General features: G+C 62.6%; 15 protein-coding genes. 6 read left to right on the plus strand and 9 right to left on the minus strand.

Going from position 1 to position 17,151, the window contains the following annotated elements; all coding sequences use genetic code 11:
- Positions 1 to 6: 6 nt before the first annotated feature.
- From ACILRA_RS00605 to ACILRA_RS00625, 5 genes are all read right to left on the minus strand, one after another.
- Positions 7 to 1,179, minus strand: a complete 1,173-nt coding sequence (locus ACILRA_RS00605) for a mandelate racemase/muconate lactonizing enzyme family protein (protein ID WP_395660145.1) — start codon at positions 1,177 to 1,179, stop codon at positions 7 to 9.
- Positions 1,176 to 3,176, minus strand: a complete 2,001-nt coding sequence (locus ACILRA_RS00610) for a dipeptide ABC transporter ATP-binding protein (protein ID WP_395660146.1) — start codon at positions 3,174 to 3,176, stop codon at positions 1,176 to 1,178. The genes ACILRA_RS00605 and ACILRA_RS00610 overlap by 4 nt, the downstream gene beginning before the upstream one ends.
- Positions 3,173 to 4,069 carry an ABC transporter permease gene (locus tag ACILRA_RS00615; protein ID WP_395660147.1) on the minus strand — a complete coding sequence of 299 codons (897 nt, stop codon included), beginning with the start codon at positions 4,067 to 4,069 and terminating at the stop codon, positions 3,173 to 3,175. Before ACILRA_RS00615 ends, ACILRA_RS00610 begins: the two co-directional genes overlap by 4 nt.
- Positions 4,070 to 4,072: 3 nt before the next feature.
- A complete protein-coding gene (locus ACILRA_RS00620) occupies positions 4,073 to 5,023 on the minus strand; it encodes an ABC transporter permease (protein ID WP_395660148.1) in 951 nt (316 codons plus the stop codon).
- Between the two features lie 72 nt (positions 5,024 to 5,095).
- Positions 5,096 to 6,619, minus strand: coding sequence for an ABC transporter substrate-binding protein (locus ACILRA_RS00625; protein ID WP_395660149.1), 1,524 nt, complete (start codon positions 6,617 to 6,619; stop codon positions 5,096 to 5,098).
- Between the two features lie 145 nt (positions 6,620 to 6,764).
- Here ACILRA_RS00625 and ACILRA_RS00630 point away from each other — a divergent pair, with 145 nt between their 5' ends.
- On the plus strand, positions 6,765 to 7,898 hold the full coding sequence (locus tag ACILRA_RS00630) for an extracellular solute-binding protein (RefSeq protein ID WP_395660150.1): 1,134 nt from the start codon (positions 6,765 to 6,767) through the stop codon (positions 7,896 to 7,898).
- Here the strand turns inward: ACILRA_RS00630 and ACILRA_RS00635 are convergent.
- Positions 7,895 to 8,710: an IclR family transcriptional regulator gene (locus ACILRA_RS00635; RefSeq protein ID WP_395660151.1), complete on the minus strand. Its 816-nt coding sequence runs from the start codon at positions 8,708 to 8,710 to the stop codon at positions 7,895 to 7,897. The two genes, ACILRA_RS00630 and ACILRA_RS00635, sit on opposite strands and share 4 nt — an antisense overlap.
- A 78-nt stretch (positions 8,711 to 8,788) precedes the next feature.
- Between ACILRA_RS00635 and ACILRA_RS00640 the strand changes: the two genes are divergently transcribed.
- Both ACILRA_RS00640 and ACILRA_RS00645 read left to right on the plus strand, forming a co-directional pair.
- Entirely contained in the window at positions 8,789 to 9,922 is a 1,134-nt protein-coding gene (locus ACILRA_RS00640; RefSeq protein WP_395660152.1) for a mandelate racemase/muconate lactonizing enzyme family protein, read from the plus strand.
- Positions 9,923 to 9,931: 9 nt separating this feature from the next.
- Positions 9,932 to 11,098, plus strand: coding sequence for a mandelate racemase/muconate lactonizing enzyme family protein (locus tag ACILRA_RS00645; protein ID WP_395660153.1), 1,167 nt, complete (start codon positions 9,932 to 9,934; stop codon positions 11,096 to 11,098).
- A 142-nt stretch (positions 11,099 to 11,240) separates the two neighbouring features.
- On the opposite strand, the gene ACILRA_RS00650 is transcribed toward ACILRA_RS00645, so the two are convergent.
- Genes ACILRA_RS00650 through ACILRA_RS00660 form a run of 3 tightly spaced genes read right to left on the minus strand, consistent with a single transcriptional unit; the run spans position 11,241 to position 13,377 of the window.
- Complete coding sequence (locus tag ACILRA_RS00650; RefSeq protein WP_395660154.1) at positions 11,241 to 11,615, minus strand: hypothetical protein; 375 nt, start codon at positions 11,613 to 11,615, stop codon at positions 11,241 to 11,243.
- The gene (locus ACILRA_RS00655) at positions 11,612 to 12,931 is read right to left on the minus strand and encodes a recombinase family protein (RefSeq protein ID WP_395660155.1); all 1,320 of its coding nucleotides are present in this window, start codon (positions 12,929 to 12,931) and stop codon (positions 11,612 to 11,614) included. Before ACILRA_RS00655 ends, ACILRA_RS00650 begins: the two co-directional genes overlap by 4 nt.
- The gene (locus ACILRA_RS00660) at positions 12,928 to 13,377 is read right to left on the minus strand and encodes a DUF2924 domain-containing protein (RefSeq protein ID WP_395660156.1); all 450 of its coding nucleotides are present in this window, start codon (positions 13,375 to 13,377) and stop codon (positions 12,928 to 12,930) included. Before ACILRA_RS00660 ends, ACILRA_RS00655 begins: the two co-directional genes overlap by 4 nt.
- Positions 13,378 to 13,758: 381 nt before the next feature.
- On the opposite strand from ACILRA_RS00660, the gene ACILRA_RS00665 reads away from it, so the two are divergent.
- The 3 genes from ACILRA_RS00665 to ACILRA_RS00675 all read left to right on the plus strand — a co-directional run bounded on the left by ACILRA_RS00665 (position 13,759) and on the right by ACILRA_RS00675 (position 17,129).
- Positions 13,759 to 15,951, plus strand: coding sequence for a hypothetical protein (locus tag ACILRA_RS00665; RefSeq protein ID WP_395660157.1), 2,193 nt, complete (start codon positions 13,759 to 13,761; stop codon positions 15,949 to 15,951).
- A gap of 105 nt (positions 15,952 to 16,056) precedes the next feature.
- Positions 16,057 to 16,302 (plus strand): hypothetical protein, encoded by a 246-nt coding sequence (locus ACILRA_RS00670; protein ID WP_395660158.1) that lies wholly within the window; start codon positions 16,057 to 16,059, stop codon positions 16,300 to 16,302.
- Between the two features lie 104 nt (positions 16,303 to 16,406).
- On the plus strand, positions 16,407 to 17,129 hold the full coding sequence (locus ACILRA_RS00675) for an RNA polymerase sigma factor (RefSeq protein WP_395660159.1): 723 nt from the start codon (positions 16,407 to 16,409) through the stop codon (positions 17,127 to 17,129).
- Positions 17,130 to 17,151: the final 22 nt, after the last annotated feature.

Below are 17,151 nucleotides of genomic sequence, written 5' to 3' on the forward strand. Positions count from 1 at the left end.
CGATCGCTAGACTACACGAAACTTCGCAAGAGCCTCCTCGTTGACGGAGATGCCCAAACCAGGCCCAGTTGGCGGTGGTATCCTGCCGTCAACCACGGCCAGTTCCGTACTGCACAAGTCCCGCCTCAATGCCGAGTCGGCGAGCTCCTTGGGCAAGAACTCGATAAAGGTACAGGTGGGCGAAACCGCCGCAAGATGCGCGGAAGCCGCAATACCGATTGCCGACTTCCAACAATGCGGAACGACTGCGAGACCCCGGTCGCGTGCATGAAGCCCCACGCGCTTGGCCTCAGTGAGACCTCCTACCCGGCCGACGTCCGGTTGGACGACATCGACGGCACGGGCATTCATGAACTCAAGAAACTCGAAACGGGTGTTCTGCCACTCGCCGAGCGCGATCTTGACGGGCGAGGCATGGCAAAGCTTTGCGTAGCCTTCCACGTCGTCGGATGGCAACGGAGTCTCGACGAAGTAGATGTCCTGGTCAGCAAACATCTCGATCGCCCGCAGCGCTTCCTTCCAGTCTGGCCAGGCGTAGGCGACGTCGACCATCAGTGTCATGTCGGGGCCCACCGCCTTGCGCACGTCTTGCACCATGCGGGCGCATTCCCGGTCGTCCGGGATTTGCAGCGAGTTGTGGGAGTAGGGCCCCTTCAGGCAGATCTCGAGTTTGGCCGCACGGAAGCCGAGCTTCTGGGCTGCTAGTGCACGCTCCCGCAGCACACGGCCATAGGTCTCGAGGTCGTCGCCCTCGGGGAGGAGCGAAGCATAGGGGACGATGTTGCGGTTGGTGGCGCCGCCCATCAGCTGCCAGCATGGCTTCTCCTCGATCTTGCCGACGAGATCCCACAGGGCCATGTCGAGGGCGCCGATCGCACAAATGCCGAGGCCACGGCGCCCGGTCATGGCGGAACCGCGGTACATCTTCTCCCAAAGGCCCTCGACGTCGCGCGGGTCTTCACCGATCAGCATCTCGGTGAGGCCGAGGCCCATGATGTGCGTTCCCGGCGCTTCGATCATCGCGCGCGCCACCCAGGGGTTGGTGTCGGTCTCGCCGATCCCTACATGGCCCTCGTTGTCATGGATCCGGACCACCAGATTGTCCTGCGCGGACGAGCAGGCATCGGCCCGGTAGTCGGGCACCAGCAGGACAAAGCATTCGACCTTGGTGATCTTCATGGGGATCCCTCTCCTCTATGGGCGGGCATGGTGGCCAGCCTTTGCAGTTCATCGATTGAATGATGGCAACGGATCCGGAGCCGCGTGCCCGTCTCGCGCCAAAGCGGCGGGGTGGTGCGGCAGAGGCCGGCTATCTCCACAGCGCAGCGACCCGCATACGCACAGCCGCCGTTGTTCTCCGCCGCCGGAAGTTCAGCCCTGCGTGGGGACTGCGGCTTCTTGAGCGGCGTGGGAACCGCCTCAAGCAGCGATTGCGTATAGGGATGGAAGGGTGGGGCGAACACCGCCTCGCGCGTGCCGATCTCCATGATTTCGCCGCGGAACAGTACGCAGACGCGGTCCGCCAGCATCCGCACGACCGCAAGATCGTGCGAGATGAACAGCATGGCGACTCCCAGTTCAGACTTGAGGCGCTGCAAAAGCTCGAGAATGCTGGCCTGGACGGAAACGTCGAGCGCCGAGAGCACCTCGTCGCAGAGCAGGAGGTCGGGCTCGGCGATGAGGGCGCGAGCAATCGCCACGCGCTGGCGCTCGCCACCCGAGAGCTGGTCCGGATAGCGCGCGGCATAGCCCGCATCAAGGCGGACCTCTGCAAGCGCTGCGATGACTTTCTCGGCCTTGCCTGCCTCCTGCTCCGGAAAGTAGAAAGCGAGGGGCCTTGCGAGGCTCCGCCCGATCGTGGCGCGCGGGTTGAGCGAAGCGTCCGGGTTCTGGAAAATGTACTGGACGAGGCGGCGCTGCTCCGGCTTCCTGTCCCGCACCAGCCCCTCGAGCGCCACCCCTCGGAGGCGGATCTCGCCATTGGCGGGAGCGAGCATGCCGGCGATAGCCCTTGCTAGCGTGGACTTGCCGCTTCCCGACTCTCCGACGAGCGCTACCGTCTCACGCTTGTTCACGCTTAGGTACACGTCCTTCAGCGCTTCGAAGCTGCGCTTGCCGGAGCCATAGCGCACGCTGAGACCCTCGACCGCCAGCAGCGGCTCGGCCTCCCTCTTCTGTGCTGCGGGCGGCAGGCCGGATGCCACGGGGTTTGTGTCAACGGGAAGCTCGCCGATCCGCCAGCAGGCCACTTCATGAGCGGGACCTGCGGGGCTCAGCGCCTGTACCTCCTCGAAGCAGCGCGGAAGAGCGAAGTCGCAACGTTGTGCGAACGGGCAGCCCTTCGGAAGGCTGTCCCGATGCAGCAGTCCGCGCAGCGGCTTGACGTTCCGGCCATCGCCGTCGATCCGTGGCAGTGCCCCAATCAGCCCGCGCGTATAGGGATGGCGAGGTTTGGAGAACAGCTCCACCGTCGGCGCGATCTCCACCATGTGACCGGCGTACATGACGCCGATCCGGTCCGCGATCTGCGATAGCAGCCCCAGATCATGGGTGACATAGAGCATCGACATGCCAAGCCGGCCGCGGAGGTCCACTAGCAGATCGACGATCTGCTCCTGCGTGGTGACATCGAGCCCCGTCGTCGGCTCGTCGAGCACAACGAAACGGGGCTCGCATGCTAGCGCCATCGCGATGCAGACGCGTTGCTGCTGGCCGCCCGAGAGCTGGTGCGGGTAGCGCCGCAGGAAGGTATCGTTACTAGGCAGTCCCACGAGCCCGAAGAGCTCGCGCGTCCTGCCTCCGGTGCTTCGTCCGTGCGCGGTGAGTATCTCCTCGATCTGCACTCCCACTCGCATGCCGGGGTTGAGGGCCGTGGTGGGGTTCTGCGGCACGAAGCTCACTTCTGCGCCGCGCAGCGCGTCGAGACCGGCGCGGTTGAGGCCCAGCACGTCCGTGCTGCCGAGCCTGATCCTGCCAGCGTCGGTCCTGAGCGATCCATGGCGAAAGCCGAGGAGTTGTAGCGCCACCGTGGACTTTCCGCAGCCCGACTCCCCGACGAGCCCTAGAACCTCGCCGCGGCGGACGTCGAAGCTGACGCCCTCTACCACGCGGCGCCACCCGAGGCCCTGCCGGTAGGAGACGGAAAGATCCGACACCTGGAGGAGGACGTCGCTCATCGGGTCCCCAGTTTCACTGTTCTGCCGAGTACCCGTGCCAGGCCCTCAGTGAACAGGTTCAATCCTACGACGAGCGAGGCGAGCGCGAGCCCTGGGCCGAGAACGGTCGCCGGCGAGACGATGATCAGCGCCCGGTTCTCGCTGATCATCAGGCCCCATTCGGGCGTGGGCGGACGCAAGCCGAAGCCCAGGAAGCCGAGCGAGCCGATGAGTACTGGAGCATAGCCCGCCCGGAGTGCGAACTCGACGAGGAGCACGCTCGTGGCGTTCGGTAGAAGCTCCCAGCGCATGACCGACCAGGCCTTCTCCCCTCTGAGGCGCGCTACTGTAACGTAATCACGCGTCGCAATGTCGATTGCCGCGGCTCTAGCCATGCGCGCGATGCGTGGCGCATAGACCAGGGCCACGACCATGACGATGAGGAAGGGGTTTCCCGAATACTCCGTGCCGGCCGCCGCGATGGCGATGAGCGCCAGGACGAGAAAGGGAATGCTGATCAGCGCCTCCAGCACGCGCTGCATGATCTCGTCCACCCAGCCCCCGACATAGCCAGAGAGCAGCCCCAAGATGGCGCCAACCACGGTACCGAGCAGCGTGCCGGCAAGAGACAGCGAGATAACGATCCAGCTGCCGTGGACGACGCGGCTGAACACGTCGCGGCCAAGTTGGTCGATGCCGAAGGGATGAGCAAGGCTCATGCCGGAGAGCGGCGCCCCGGCGCCCATCTGGGAATAGCCATAGGGCGCCCAGTATGGCCCGGTGACGGCGACCGCCAGGTGAGTGAGGAGGATGATGCTGCCGATTCTGAAGCTCAGCGGCATCTGCTGCCACAGGGATAGCCAGTTCCGTTTCTGTTGCGGCGGTGCCGTGATGCCAATGTCAATATCGCTCATGGCTCAGTTCGTCCTCAGCCGCGGGTTGAGGAGGATGGCGCCAATGTCCGCCACTAGGTTTGCACCGACATAGACGAGGGCAGCGATCATAACCGTGGCCTCAATCACCGGTAGGTCGCGCAGCTGCAGGGAATCGACCAGCAGCGTCCCAAAGCCTGGGTAGGAGAACACCTTCTCCACCACTACCACACCGCCGATAAGATATGCGAGGTTCAGCGCCGTGACGTTGAGGGTTGGCACCAGTGCATTGGGGAGGGCATGACGCAGCAGCACCCGCAACCGTGACAGGCCTTTCAATTCCGCCATCCGGACATAGTCCGAGTCGAGTACCTCGATCAGGTTGTCGCGTAGCATGCGCACTGCGTAGACGGCCATAACGATCGCCAGCGTCAGGGCCGGCAGTGTCATCGCACTCATGTACTCTGCGAAGCTTGAGCTTTCGTCGACCAGGGAAATGGCCGGCAGCACCGGGATCCACAGTACGAACATCAGCAGAAGTATTGTGGCGAGCAGGAAATCTGGCATGGAGAGCAGGACCAGGGTCACGACTGACAGCGCCTGGTCAGCCGCACGGTCGCGGTTCAGCGCTTGGATGACGGCGGGAATGATGGTGAGCGGCAGATAGAGCACGAAAGCATAGAGCGACAGAGCCAGGGTATTGAAGATACGCGGTGCCAGGATTTCGGAAACTGAGCGGTTGGAGACAAGCGATTGACCGAAATCACCTGTCAGAAGACCGCCCAGCCAGGTGAGGTAACGGACGAGGACGGGTTGGTTGAGGCCAAGCTGTTCGCGCAGCACTTGGAGCGAATCCGGGGTCGCGTCACGGCCGAGGATCCGCGTGGCGACGTCGCCCGGCAGAACCTCAAGAACGAAGAACACGAAGGCTGAGACGAGCAGCAGAGTCGCGGCCGAGAGCAGCAGGCGCCGGGTGATCAACAGCCAGATCTGCAATCATGCCTCCAAGGGATGAGCGGGGCGAGGCGGCCTCGCCCCGCTGTGTCCATCAGTTGCGGACCAGCTGTTTTACTTGCAGCTCAGGTTCTCGAAGTTGAGGTTGAAGTTCTGCGCCCGTGGCTCGTAGCCTTCGCAACCCTTGCGCAGCGCCAACACTTGATGGACGAACATGGGTAGGATGAGCCCCCCTTCTGACGCCAGAAGCTGGCCTACCTGCTGGAACAGCTTGTTACGTTCGGCCTCGTCCACGGTTGTGTTGGCCTTCTGCAGCAGGGCATCGTAATCCGGACGCTCCCACCGTGTCTCTTTCCACTTGGCATTCTGCGTGTAGGCGACAGCGAGGCCTTCGCCCGGCGGCCGCATTGACCACGCCGAGGTGACAATCGGCTTCTTCAGCCAGACATCATCCCAGTAGCTTTCGGCAGGGGTCACCACGACGTTGATGTCGAATCCCGCAGGTTTGGCCATTTCGGCAAAGACCTGCGCCATGCGTACCATACCAGGCACGCCCTCGGCGGTATAGAGGTCGAACTTCAGTCCGTCATTGTGGCCTGCCTCGGCCAGAAGCTGCTTTGCTTTCTCGATGTCCTGCTTCGGCGCTTCCTTGGTGAAGGACGCAGGGTTGCTGACCGGCACCGGGTTATCTGCGCCCGGCTGGCCGAAACCCAGCAGCACGGTGTCGACCATCGCCTGGCGGTCGACGACCAGCTTTAGCGCCTCCCGGACCTTGACGTTGTCAAAGGGCGGCGTGTCTACCCACATCGAGACCGTCATCGAGTTTGAAGCGCCGGTTTCCAGCAACTGCACATTGGGATCGTCCTTGACGGAGGCGATTACGGCGGGATCGACGTTAAGCATCAGGTCGACTTGACCCGCCTTCATAGCAGTGACGGCCGCTACCGCTTCCTGGGCCACGGTGATCCTCAGGCATTCGGCCTTGGGCTTTCCGGTATCCCAGTAATTCGGATTCTTGCGCAGGATTCGCACCGGAGCGTTTGGTGTAAACTGCTCCTGCATGAAAGGCCCGGTGCCGTCGCCTTTCAGGCGTAAGTCGTCCGCCTTGGCGCCGTCCGGCACGATGTTGGTGAACTTGTTGGAGATCAGAACCGGCAGTTGGACGACCGGCTGCTTGGTGGTGAACACCACGGTCTGGGCATCGGGCGCGGTAATGCCGTCGGGATCGAGGAACTCGAGGACAGCGCGGGCGCCCGAGCCAGTCTTCTCGTCGAGAAGCCGCTTGAAGGTGTACACGACATCGGCGGAGGAGAAGTCCTTGCCCGAATGGAACTTGACGCCGGAGCGCAGCTTGAAGGTCCATGTCAGGCCATCGGGCGACACCGACCATTCGGTCGCGAGCTCGGGGAGCACATTGAAATTGTCATCGATGTCGACGAGGCGGTTGTACACGGCGAAGGTGTGGTATGCGTCGTCACCCGAGTGCATGTCGGCGGGGTCCATCGACTGCTTCTCGCCGCTCCACTCATAACCCAGGATCTTCACGCACTCGTCGCCCGCCGCAGCAAGTGCGGGCGTGGCTGCGGCAAGTCCGATCACGGCAACAGCCGCGCCAGACAACCATCTGTTCACTTTCATTGGCGTTTTCCTCCAGTTATTTTCTTATCCGAGCACGAATTCCGAAATGCCGGACATTTGTGCAGCTTGCCAGACGGAATTTGAACTGCAATGGATTGACAGTCAAGTGAACTTGGCTGGAGTCCGCGGTAGATTGGGAGCGCGAATGGCAAAGATCAGGCTCAACGGTATGACGTGGGACCATCGCCGCGCTGTCGACCCGCTGCTCGCGATGCAGCAAGCATTTGAGCGGGAATGCCCGGATATCGAAATCGCGTGGCACGCCCGCTCGCTGAGCGGCTTCGAATGCACGCCCATCGATGAGTTGGCCAGTGAATACGACCTGATCGTGCTCGATCATCCCTTCATGGGTTTCGCTGCGCGGAGCGGTTGCCTTCTTGAGCTTGACTCGCTTGGGCTCGCAGATGGCGATTTCGTCGGGCCTTCGCTTGCGACCTACCGCATGGAGGGGAAGCTCTGGGCGGTTCCGATCGATGCGGCCTGCCAAGTTGCGGTGTCGCGCCCCGATCTCATGGCGCGGATCGGAGCGGCGCCGCCGCGCGACTGGTTGGAACTCATCCGGCTCGCTCAGGTGTCCAAGGGGCAGGGCCTCCGCCTAGCGATCGGCCTCAAGGGTGTCCACAGCCTCATGACGTTCTTTACCCTCATGGCCAATCTCGGGACGCCCTGCGCCATACAGCAGGACGCTGCACTCTTCGAGCCAGCGGCGGCGCGGTATGCGCTGGGCCTGATGCGCGATCTCCTCTCCGGCTGCCCACCTGAGGTGCTGGACTGGAATAGCATCGCGCTGCATGACCAAATGGCGTCAAGGAGCGATCTGGTGTTCTGCCCGGCGGTCTATTGCTATGCCACCTATGCTGAAGCGGACCACGTCCATTCACTTCGCTTTCATGATTTTCCGGGGCCTTCGGGGCCGCGCGGCTCGACCATCGGCGGTACCGGGCTCGCGGTCTCGGCGGCGAGTTACCAGCGCGAGGCGGCGCTCGCTTATGCCCGTTTCGCGGCGAGGCTATCGACCCAGACGGGGTTTGCGCATCATCACGGACAGCCGGCGCGGCGCGAGTGCTGGGAAGACGAGGCGATCAACGCGCGCTTCGGCGGCTGCTACCACGACACGCGCGCCACCATCGAGCAATGCTGGATCAGGCCGCGCTATGATGGTTACCTCGCCTTCCAGGAGACGGGTGGCGACCTGATCGAGTCACATCTGCGCGGAGCGCTGAGCGAGGACTATCTGCTCGACCGGCTGGCGCGCCTGCACGTCGGCGCGTCGACCTAGCCCAGCCGGCGCGACAGGCGTTCGGCTGCGGCCGTTACGCTGGTGATGAGGCGGTCGCGATCTGGCTTCGTCAGACGTTGTTCCGGCACCACAACGCTGATCGCTGCGATGCAGCGGCCGGAAGCGTCGACGATGGGTGCGGCGATGCATCCGGCATGTTCATTCGCCTCGTTCAGCTCGGTGGCATACCCGAGTCGCCTGGACTTGCGGATCTGCGCGATGAGCTTGCTCACGTCCATGATCGCCTTGTCCGTGGGCGACTGGCGGATGGTGGCCTTGAGGAGTTGCTCCAGTTCTTCGTCCGGCTGGTCCGACACCAGAAGCCGCCCCGCTGCCGCCCAGTTCACCGGTACGCGCGTTCCGACATTGCTGATGATCCGCAGGTGCCCGCGGCCTTCCTCCTTGAGGACCACCATCATCATCTGGTTGTCGAGCACTGAGAGCTGCGTCGTCTCGCCTGTCTCGTCGCGCAGTTCCTCGACGATCTGGGCGCCGTCGCGAAGGAGATCGACGTGGTTCCGGTAGGCCATTCCCAGCTCGTAGAGCTTCCGGCCGATGAATAGTCCAGCACCTCGGCTGGCCGGGGCGACATAGTCGGCGTCACTCAGCGTGCGCACCAGTTCATAGGCGGTCGATTTCGGAATGCCGAGTTCCGCGATGATTTGTGCGACGGTTACCGGCCCGCCCCGCACCAGCATCAGCGAGAGTATGTCCATCGCCCGCCTCACGCTGCGCGATCCCTCGCCGCCCTCGTCTCCCGGCGCCTGTGTCAGTTTCCGCTTGCGGGGCCGCTCCGAAGTCATTGTGTCCATGTTCATTTCCGATATTCTAGACATTGGCCCACCATTTTGAAATAACGAGTTCGGCCTTTTGGGGAGGCAAGGGACCGCATGAGGATCACCGATGTCGAGGTCATCGAACTGCGCGTTCCGGGCTGGACCGGGGAGACCTTCGACGGCTCCTATGACAATTGCCTGGTCCTTGTCCACACCGACGAGGGTCTGACCGGCATCGCCGAAGTGGACAGCGTGCCCGCAGTCATCCGGGCGATAGTCGAGGCGCCGCGCTCGCACACCCACGCCATGGGACTGAAGCAGGTGCTGCTCGGCACCGATCCCTCGGACGTTGAGGGCCTGTGGGAAAGGATGTACGATTTGACGAGCTATTACGGCCGGCGCGGCGTCGTGATCCACGCCATCTCGGCCGTCGACATCGCGCTTTGGGACCTGCGCGGCAAGGCTCTCGGCAAGAGTGTCGGCCATCTCCTAGGCGAGCGCCGGCGCGATCGTGTGCTGGCTTACGGCACCGTTTATCCGCTCGGAAAAGAACCGGACGAGGTCCGGAAGAACATCGACCGTGGGTTGGCGCTGGGACTCAGGGCCATCAAGATCGTCGCCGATCCCTTCTGGCGCAAAGACATCGATAAGACGGCGCGCCTTATCCGCACCGCGCGCGAGCATGTGGGACGGGACATCCGCCTGATGGTCGACGCCGCCACGGCCTGGTCGGTGGCGGAGGAGGGGCTGCCGCTGATGCCGATCTTCAAGGAGAATGACTTCAGCTGGGTGGAAGCGCCGCTCCCCATTGACGATCTGGACGGGCATGCGCGTTTCCAGGGCTTCGGCATCCCGATCGGCGGCGGCGATCTCGGTCTCACCACCCGCTTCGAATACGAAGAGGCGTTCCGGCGCGGCCGGATCGACATCGCGCAACCCGACGTCACCATGGCCGGCGGGCTGACGGAGTTGATGCGGATATCGGCCCTGGCGAAGGGTCTCGGGCGCCGCGTCGTCACCCACGGCTACAAGTCGAACATCACCATCGCGGCCAACCTCGCCTTTCTGTCGCAACACTGGATGGACGAGCCACTGGAGTATTCGACCAGCCAGTCGCCTATACGCTGGACGCTCGCCAACGAGGCGTTTCCGATCGGTCCCGACGGGCGCGTTGCGGTGCCGGACAGGCCGGGGCTCGGCGTGTCCCTCAATCCGGAAACCGTCAGCAGATTCACCGTCGCGAGATGAGGGCAGCAGATGACCAGCCGTATCGCACGCATTGAAGTGATCCCCGTCTATTCGCCAGCAAACTCCGCCAACGACCTTGATGGCACGGCCGATACAGTGATCGTCAAGGTCCATGACGAGGACGGCCGCTACGGCTTCGGCGAGGCGGATGCGCCGCCCTCCGTGGTCAAGGCCTTCATTGAGATGCCGACCGCCCATCTGTGGAGCCGCAGTGCCGGCGAGATCCTTATCGGCGAGGACCCCGTCGAGATAGCGAGCCTCTGGCAGAAGCTCTATGACGGCACCTTCTGGCCCGGCCGCCGCGGCCTCGGCATCCATGCGCTCTCGGCAATCGACATCGCGCTCCACGATCTTGCCGGAAAGCAGCTGGGGCTTCCGGCCTACAAGTTGATGGGTGGCGCGCGGCGGGAAAAGCTTCGTCCCTATTGCACGATCTACCCTGGTCTCGCCCAGGGCCGAAGTGTGGGCGAACTCATGACGGAGATCGGCCGCCAGTTCGAAGCGGCGCTCAAGGTAGGCTTTCGGGCGGTCAAGATGGAAGTCCTGTTCTATGACCTCGTCAGCGACCGCGAGCTTGTGCGGCTGATCGGCCAGGGCCGCCGCATGCTGGGCGAGGACATCCTGATGGCCATTGATTTCGGTTACCGCTGGCACAATTGGCATGACGCGCTGTCCGTCCTCGAGAGGATTGCCGAGCATGACATCTTCTTCGCCGAGGCAACGCTCCAACATGACGACATTGAAGGTCACGCGCGGCTTTCTGAGCGGAGCGTCATCCGTATCTGCGGCGGCGAGGCAGCTGCCACCCGATTCGAGATCCGCGAATGGATCACCGCGGGCAAGGTCGGTGTTGTACAGCCCAACATCGGTCGTGGCGGCGGTCTCACCGAGATCCGGCGTATCGCGGATTTCTGCGAATTGATGGGAGCTGAGGTCGTCCCGCATGGCTGGAAGACAGGTATCACTTCCGCCGTTGGCCGCCACTTCCAGGCGGCGTGCCCTGCGGCGCCGGTCTTCGAATACGTATCTCCACATGTGTTCGACAGTCCCATGCGGCGCGAACTGGTATCGCCCGAGCCGGCCGTAGTGGAGGGCTTCATGGCGCTACCGGAGGGACCTGGTCTCGGCATTGAACTGAACGAGGAATTGGTAAGGCTGTGGCAACGCGAAGTGTGACGCCGCGTGCCGCGGATCGCTGTGATTGCAAGCCTACCATCTGTGTTGTGCGACCGATTATCTGAATTCAGGAGCGGCAAATATCTTGACTACAACGAGACGCTCATGATGCGGTGGGACGGCGCGGTACGTCCCTGTGAAGTCAAATGAATTCTTGACGCTTCCACTCCACCGGAAACGGCTGCATCGCCCTTGCCATCATCAGCCCCTCTGGATGCCGCCCTGCCAAAATCGCCTCCACGATCTCCGGCGCGAGCAGCGTCATGCGCAGCACCCGGCTGACGTAGGATGAGTTGATGTTCTCGGCGTCAGCGATTTCCTCGATGGTAGCGAAGTCGCTGGTCTCCAGCAGCCTTCGCCACCGGAAGCCGCGCGCTAGGGCCTTGAGCAGGGCGCTATCGATCCGTACCCTTGGTGCCGGCGTCGACGCGGTGCCGTCCGGCGTGATGACAAGCTTCCGTCCGCCACGCTTGCGGATGGCGAACGGCACCGTGACGGTCACGGTCTGATCATTCATGCCGCCTCCCTCCGGCTCTTGCCAGTCATGATGCCGACCTGAGCCACCATCTGCGCCAGCCCCTTGTCCCGGAACATCAGCTTCAGCCCGTCAGCGCCGATGTCCACGCGCTCAATCAGCAACTGGATGATGCGCGCCTGCTCGGCGGGGAAGAGTTCCGTCCACAGCGGATCAAGAGCCGCCAGCGCCGCGCGCACCTTGTCCTCGGCCAATCCTTCACATTCGGGCTGGGCGGCGCGCCACGTGGCCACGACCACCTCCGGCGCGCGCAGCATGCCGCGAATCTGGTCGATGACGGCGGCCTCGATTTCGGCGGCGGGAACACGCGCGACGGCGCATTTGCCAGCGCCATGCTTCAGGACCGTCTGGCTGACATAGTAGCGGTAGAGCCTGTCGCCCTTGCGGGTGTGGGTCGGTGAGAAGGCAGCGCCGTCCGGTCCGAAAAGAAGACCTTTCAGTAGGGCTGGCGTCTCGGCGCGCGTATTGCTGGCGCGGAGGCGGGGGCTTTGTTGCAGGATGGACTGAACCTGTTCCCATGTCCGCTGGTCGATCAGACGCTCGTGCTCTCCAGCATAGCCGGTGCCCTTGTGGACAGCTTCCCCAATGTAGGCGCGGTTGTTCAGCATCCGGTAGAGGAAGTTCTTGCTCATGGCATTGCCGCGCGGCGTGCGGATGCCTCTTCTCGCAACCTCCCGCGCAAGTTCTGTGGCGGAGCCAATCTCCAGGAAGCGGGAGAAGATCCAGCGGATATTCTTCGCCTCCGCCTCGTCGATAACCAGTTTCCTATCCTTCGGCTTGTAGCCGTAGGGCGGAGTGCCGCCCATGAAGATGCCCTTCATCCGACTGGCCTTGACCTTGTCGCGAATACGCTCGGCCGTCACCTCGCGCTCGAACTGCGCGAAGGACAGCAGGATGTTGAGGGTGAGGCGGCCCATGGACGTGGTGGTGTTGAAGCTCTGGGTGACAGACACGAAGGTGACGTTGTTGCGGTCGAAGACTTCCACCAGCTTGGAAAAGTCCATCAAAGAGCGCGACAGGCGGTCGATCTTGTAGACCACCACCACATCGATCAAGCCGTCCTCGATGTCGGAGAGAAGCCGCTGGAGGGCAGGGCGCTCCAGCGTGCCGCCGGAGATACCGCCGTCATCATACTGGTCGCGCACCACGACCCAGCCTTCTGAGCGTTGGCTCGCGATATAGGCCTCGCAGGCCTCGCGCTGCGCGTCGAGCGAATTGAATTCCTGCTCCAAGCCTTCCTCGGAGGATTTGCGAGTGTACACGGCGCAGCGGAGCTTGCGGGTAGCTGGCTTGTTCATGCTTGCTTCCTCGCCCCAGACTTGATGCCGAAAAAGGTCAGCCCATTCCATTGCGTGCCCGTAATGGCGCGCGCAATCGCGGAGAGCGACTTGTAAGGCCGCCCCTGATATTCGAAGTCGTCATCTCGCACCGTGACGCAGTGCTCGACGCCCTGATATTCGCGGATGAGCCGCGTTCCGGCGATGGGCCGCATGTCAGCGCGCGTCTGCCGCTTCGCCTTGCTGCCGCCGTCCAATTCCTCGCCGAGTTTTTCCAGCCGCCGCACCGTCTCCGGCTTCAGGCCGCCATAAGCGAGTTCCTGGATCCGGTAGGCGAGGCGGCTTTCAAGGTAGCGGCGGTTGAATGCCGGGGGCTCGCTCTCGAATAATTGCCGCCATTGCTCCTTGAGTTGTGGCGTCGGGGTGGTCTTCAGCGCCGTCAATCTTGCTAGTATTGCGTCCGTCATCGAGTCATGCCTCCTGAGTTGCGGGTTGCATGACCGCTCTGGTGCGCCTCTAAGTCGACGGAACATTCTCCCCGGTCAGCAGATAACTCACTGGACTTGTTGGCATTTAGACGAATGAGGCCGGCCGCGAGCAGGCGGCCGAGTTCAGCCAGCCTTTCAGCGGGCGTCATGCGGGCGGGGTCGAGAGGGTTCGGGCTTTTCATCTGTCGGGCGCTGCTGCTTGTGTACACACAGACCGAAAAGCCAGCTTGGACCCCGGGTTGGGACACGGCAGACGAGGAGATGTGGAAAACGGAACAATCCGCGAACATTTCTCTTGCGGCCAAGCTTCAACCTCCCGATCATCGAAGGTTGATGTCTCCAAACTGGTGAGGTGGGTTCGTGCCGCGCAAGTCGCTCCCCGTTGGTCCCCATGCCCTAGCAGTGCTTGAAGGCGCCCGGATTGATCTGGCCCGCGCGGTCCTTGTCGTGAGGGACGGCGAGAACGAACCTAATTTTGGGCTGCCAGAGGTGCCACATGCACCGGCGAGCGGTGAAGAGGCCGATGCCATTCGGACAAAGATCACGGAGATGCTATCCGAATTCGCTGCGGACGAACTGCAGCCGGCAGAGCAGCGCTGTCGCAGGATACGGTCCTTGGCGGAGGGAAAGGGCGTCACCTCCCTCGCCACGATTGCCGGGAAGCAGTTGAGCCCTTCGCAGTCGGATGAACTCGACAAGCAGCCCGATCACCTGTGCCGCAGTATCTGGGTGTTTCTCAACGCGCGTCAGACCTTCGAGGACGCCGAGAGTTTCTATTTCGCGCGACAGTTCCGCGACTATGGAAAGATGTATGACGCCTTCGAGGTCGAGCTTGAGAAGGCAGCGTTTCTTCATGCCGCGTCGGTCGATGAAACTGCGCTGGCCGCGAGGATCACGAAGGTACTGCAGCTCAAGAAGAACTGCACCGTGAAGGCGCTCGACTTGCCACCGACTGCTGCTCATCCCGCTTCGATCATGCTGATCGTGCGTCACGGCGGACCGCTTTCAAGTGTCTACGATCATCGCGACGATGGGCGGAGAGGAACCATCTATTTCCGTCCTCCCAACGAGGCTACCCTTATCTATACGCCATCCCTGAGGCAGATCGAGGTCTGCGCCGACAGTCCGGCGGTTCGGCAGGAAGTTGCGGGGTCGTTTGCCGACGTGGCTCTCGGTCACAATGTTTCCGAGAAGCCGCTGAACTGGAAGCACTACAATCTGTCGAGGTTCCGCTCGTCGTTGCGCCTCGAGACGCCGCATATTCCCGGCTACGAGATCAAGTTCGCCCGTGTTCTCGAAGCCGAGATCCGTCTTGGGAACTGGAAGCGGAAGCTGCTTCTCAAGGTGGCTATCGACGATGATATCGAGGAAGTTGCCGAAACCTTCCTCAAACCGAACAACGTCTTCCGGCGGGCGGACGGCTTCAGCCGCATCAGCATCGCCGTCGCCTACAACCGCGGCGGGGATGACAAGGAACGCACGCTTAACATCACCATATCGGGATCGAAGAGTTGCAATCTGCAGAGCAACAGGGATCCCGAGGAGCGCAATCTCGGTTTTGCACTTCTCAAGGAGTGGGGAATTCTCAGTGCCTTCGAGCAAATAGACACCACCGACATTCGTGCGATGTTCCCGAACCTGGTGAGGCTCCACGACAGGTCGGATGACACGTTGAGCGGAGCGGACCTCCGTGAGCTTGGCCTTGATCCTGACCGCTTGATAAGGGGTGGTCTGCTTGGCCGCTGCGGCCGGCAGGACATTGTCTTGCTCGAAAGTGAGGGTTTTGACTGGGAAGCGGAGATAAAGCCATCGACGACAGAAGGAATGGTTCGTGCCGTCGGTTCCTTTGGGGAGGATGCAGGCAGGATCCCTTCCGCCGACGTGGAGCTTTTCGAAATCAACCGCCGGTACCTGCATGAGACCCTGCTGGGCACCATCAAGCCGCTGCTGACCAAGAGTGCCTCACAGGTTATTGACACCGACCTGACGCTTGCGGGCACCATTGCGATCGACGGCACTGACGCGCCCGTTTATCTCGCGCGCCGCCTGGATGACGTGACTGTCATCGGAAACCTGGATCTCGCTCTTCGCTCACGCCACAGGGCAGGGCCGGGCGTTGTGCTGTCTTCCAGCGCGGAGGCACCTATCTGCCTCGGTCCGAATGTCGTTGTACCGATTCTGTCGAATCTGTCGCCCGCCGGCACGGAGCCGATAGTATCGCGGGACGGGATAGAGCTTGCCTATCGCAGCAATTCATCGCTTGCGCGGGGCGGTTCCATACCGCGGGTCATTCGCTCCGATACTCAACTGGCTACACTGCACGTTCCGGGCAAGGACCCTCTGTCACTGACGGGCAATGATCAGGCCACAATCTTCGAACGTCTGGCGAACGCTCATAATTCTGGCAGCCAGGACATGCATGTGAAGGATGTCATGAAAGGGTTCACGGCCCGAAGCCCGCAGCAGGCGTTCCGCTCGCAAATCTGGGACAGTATCTACGGCTTCTATATCGGAAAGGGAGCGAAGCGGGGCTATTGGCGCCTTATTGTCTAAAGAATTCAGGTCTCTAGCCCGTCTAACAAGCGTCTAACATACGGCGCGGGACGGTCTAACGAATCCCGGCTTACTGGAGGTGCTCCATAGCAGAGGAGCACTTCCATGCCGACTCCCTTCCCCTCGCACCGCGCAGCCACCACGAGCTGGAGCGGTGGTCCGAGTCCGAAGCCCCCGTCTTCTGGCGGCGAGTGGCGCTGCACGCAATGCGACAAGCTGCTTGGCGTCTGCCGTGACGGCCAGATGCACCTGCGCTTCGCCCGCGGCCATGAATATTTCGTGGGCTTCCCGGTCGTAGCGACCTGTCGCGGCTGCGGCACGCTGAACAAGGCGGAAGCCCCGGTGCGCTGAGACTCACCTCAAGCCAAATCCAAAATCCCAAATCGCAGAGACGCACGACGTCCTGACCTGGCCAAGAGAAGGCGCCGGACGCCTGGCCGCAAGGCAGGCGTCCGATGTCTCTCGCGTGGAACGCGATCCGTGACAATCTCGTCCATTCCTCCCGTGCTCTCACCTTCCAGCGTCGCTTCGACCTCATCCGGCAGAAGTCTGCGATCATCGCGCCGTTTCGCGATCCTGCGGCGCTGCTCGATATGCTCCACCGCCGGTCTGGCAGTGCAGATGACAAGAACGAGTGCCTCAAGGCGCTCGTGCGGGAAGCCCAAGGTCGCGGCCCCGAAGCCGACACTGCGCTCACCTTGTTGCTGCTCGCGATGTGGCCGGGGCTCGATGCCGTCCGGCGGCGGTCTCTCGGACTCAGACTTGGGACAACCTCCGACATCACATCCGAAATCCTTTCCCGCGCCACGGAAGCACTCCGCGGGCTGGATCTTGGCCGCGTGAAACGGATCGCGGCGACTGTCATCCAGAACATCCAGCGGGACATGATCCGTGCGTGCCGCGGCGAAGCCCGTCGCCAGCGCGTCACTTCCAGCACCGTTCCCGAGGATCTGCCCGACCCCCGTGAAGCACGCCGTGATCACCTGGGCGCCAGCCTTCTGCATGCGGATGTTGAAAAGATCATCGGGGAGGACGCGTTCCTGGTCATTCGCGTTGCGGTGCAGGGCTTCACCCAGGCCGAAGTCGCCGTGGAACTCGGTATTTCCGAAGAGGCCACACGCAAGCGCTATCAGCGCGCAGCGCCGAAGCTCCGCAAGGCCTTCGGAGAAAATGCGTGAGCCCCTGTCCCATTCGGCGAAG

Source organism: Aestuariivirga sp. (genome assembly GCF_044239095.1).
In the GTDB taxonomy this organism is placed as follows: domain Bacteria; phylum Pseudomonadota; class Alphaproteobacteria; order Rhizobiales; family Aestuariivirgaceae; genus Aestuariivirga.

Coding starts and splice junctions, on each gene's coding strand:
- ACILRA_RS00605 (WP_395660145.1), bottom strand. CDS start 1,179: ATGAAGATCACCAAGGTCGAATGCTTTGTCCTGCTGGTGCCCGACTAC.
- ACILRA_RS00645 (WP_395660153.1), top strand. CDS start 9,932: ATGACCAGCCGTATCGCACGCATTGAAGTGATCCCCGTCTATTCGCCA.
- ACILRA_RS00615 (WP_395660147.1), bottom strand. CDS start 4,069: ATGAGCGATATTGACATTGGCATCACGGCACCGCCGCAACAGAAACGG.
- ACILRA_RS00655 (WP_395660155.1), bottom strand. CDS start 12,931: ATGAACAAGCCAGCTACCCGCAAGCTCCGCTGCGCCGTGTACACTCGC.
- ACILRA_RS00650 (WP_395660154.1), bottom strand. CDS start 11,615: ATGAATGATCAGACCGTGACCGTCACGGTGCCGTTCGCCATCCGCAAG.
- ACILRA_RS00660 (WP_395660156.1), bottom strand. CDS start 13,377: ATGACGGACGCAATACTAGCAAGATTGACGGCGCTGAAGACCACCCCG.
- ACILRA_RS00675 (WP_395660159.1), top strand. CDS start 16,407: ATGTCTCTCGCGTGGAACGCGATCCGTGACAATCTCGTCCATTCCTCC.
- ACILRA_RS00670 (WP_395660158.1), top strand. CDS start 16,057: ATGCCGACTCCCTTCCCCTCGCACCGCGCAGCCACCACGAGCTGGAGC.
- ACILRA_RS00610 (WP_395660146.1), bottom strand. CDS start 3,176: ATGAGCGACGTCCTCCTCCAGGTGTCGGATCTTTCCGTCTCCTACCGG.
- ACILRA_RS00630 (WP_395660150.1), top strand. CDS start 6,765: ATGGCAAAGATCAGGCTCAACGGTATGACGTGGGACCATCGCCGCGCT.
- ACILRA_RS00635 (WP_395660151.1), bottom strand. CDS start 8,710: ATGGACACAATGACTTCGGAGCGGCCCCGCAAGCGGAAACTGACACAG.
- ACILRA_RS00625 (WP_395660149.1), bottom strand. CDS start 6,619: ATGAAAGTGAACAGATGGTTGTCTGGCGCGGCTGTTGCCGTGATCGGA.
- ACILRA_RS00640 (WP_395660152.1), top strand. CDS start 8,789: ATGAGGATCACCGATGTCGAGGTCATCGAACTGCGCGTTCCGGGCTGG.